Genomic DNA, 2,058 nt, shown 5'->3' on the forward strand with positions numbered 1-2,058 from the left:
GTACCCCGGATCGCGGTCCCGGCGCAGGCGACGGGGCGGGACCGCGATCCGGGGTACGCCTACGTCCGCCTCCACGTCATGCGCTCCGCGCTGGAGGCGGGGCTGCCCCCGTTCCGCGGCGCCTCCTGGCCCAAGCGGTCCCAGCTGCCGCCGCTGCTGCCCCGGGTGTGGGGGCTGCGGCTGTTCCCCCGGCCGGGCGGCGCCGATGAACTCGCCCTGGACCAGCGGCTGTCGGCCCTCTCGGCCGCGGCCCGTGCCGCGTACGTGCTGCGCGGACTGGAGCGGCTCCCCGACCCCGTGGTCCGGACCCTGCTGGAGCGGGCGGGTGTCGAGGACCCGGCGGCCGCGCTGGCGGAGGCCGCCTCCGTACCGGCCGAGCAGTACGCCCTGCTGGCCTCTCCCGAGTTCGACCCCTGCTCGCTGCACGCCCGGCCGACCGATCTCGTGCGGCGCCGCCACCATGCGCGGGCCGCGCTGGCCGCGACCGGCGCGGTGCTGGTGTGCGGGGCGCTGCTCGGTCTGCCGGGTGACGCGTGGGGGCCGGACGGCGCGGCGGCTCCCCCGTACGCCCGGAACCCCGCCGCCCAGGCCGCCCTCGATCCGGGCCGGTTGACGAAGGCGGCGGCCACCGCCTGGGAGGCGACGGGCCGCACGGACTTCTCCACCTGGCCGGCGCGCGGTGACCTCACCGGCGACGAGGACCTGCTGCGGCGGGCGCTCGCCGTCTGGGCCCGCCCCGGCGAGTCCGTGCAGACCTCGGTGACCCCCGGCACCCAGGCGGGACCGCCGCCCGGTCCGCCGCAGCTGCTGTACGCGGGCAAGGTCGACAACCTGCGGGTGGTGCTCCTGTACGACGGCCTGCGCGTCGCCCGCTACGCGGAGCCGCTCGACAACCCGGGCGTCGCCGCCCTCGACCTCTCCCGTGTCGACGGGGCGACCGGGGGCGGCGCCGGCGCGCTGCTCCTGGGCCGGTCCGACGGCAACGTCCGCTATCTGACGGCCCCTTGGGTGCGGAAGGCGGCCGTACGGGATCTGGCGCGGCCCTCGCAGGAGGTGGCGCCGCTCGCTCTGTCGAAGGACGGGGTGACGGGGCCGTTCGCCAGCCCGGCGGTGCGGACCGGCAGGTGCGCGTCCTGGGGCGTGCTGCAACTGACCGAGGCGTCGGGGCGGACCCGGCTGCTGACCGACCTGTCCGAGGTGGTCCCCGCCCACCTCACCGTGGGACGCCCCTCGTCGGCCCCGGCCGGGGAGGCCACGCGGGCGCCGGAGGCGTGGGCGCCCTTCGCCTGCTCGCTGGCCGCCGTACGGTCGCAGGGCGTACGAGCCGTGAACGCCTGGCAGTTCGCCCGGCAGCCGTTGCCCGACGGCAGCGGCACCGCCGACTGGGTCTGCACCCGCGCCGAGACCTGGCGGGGCGCGGGCACCTGGGTGCTGGCCCAGTTCAACACCCCCGGCGGCGCCTTCGTCACCGCGGCCGTCGACGAGGTCCCCGCCTGCGGCCCGGCCGACCCGCACATCCTTGCCGCCGCCCCCTGGAAGTCCGCGGCGGGCGAGTCGTACCTCCTCGCCGCCGGCGCGAAGGACACCGTCTCCGTCGAGGTCAGCGGCGGGGTGACCGGCTCGGCACCGGGCAACGTACTCGCCGTACCGGCGAAGGCCGGCGCCCGGACGGAACTGAAGGGCACGCTGGCCAACGGGCGGACGATCAGCGGCCTTCAGCCGGCCGCCCGGTGAACGGGCCAGCGCGGGCGAGGTGATCGACGGCGCTGCGTCGAGCCTCGCGGGGCGGCACCCCACCGCCGCCCCACCGGCCCACCGGGCCCACCACCGCACCGCGCCGACGCCTCGCCGCCTCGCCTCAGCCGGACCGCGTGGGACCTCCGGTGATCTGGCGCCCCTTTCCGGCCGGCTGGTCCACCGACCGCGCCACTCCCCCACTCCCCGCTGCCGCTCCGCCCCACCGACCCCTCAACACGTCGACGCGGCCCATCCGTCCACTCGTCTACCCGGTCCACCTCGGCTGCCCGTCCACCTGACCCCTCCGAGCTCCCCCAACCC

The 2,058-nt window shown here is 77.7% G+C and carries 1 protein-coding gene; it reads left to right on the top strand.

Annotated elements, in window-relative coordinates; all coding sequences use genetic code 11:
* A partial coding sequence (locus AOK15_RS40605; RefSeq protein WP_055524207.1) for a hypothetical protein occupies positions 1 to 1,734 on the top strand: 1,734 nt, incomplete at its 5' end.
* Between the last annotated feature and the right edge of the window lie 324 nt (positions 1,735 to 2,058).

Origin of the sequence: Streptomyces ossamyceticus (assembly GCF_001418475.1) — a bacterium.
Classification (GTDB): domain Bacteria; phylum Actinomycetota; class Actinomycetes; order Streptomycetales; family Streptomycetaceae; genus Streptomyces; species Streptomyces ossamyceticus.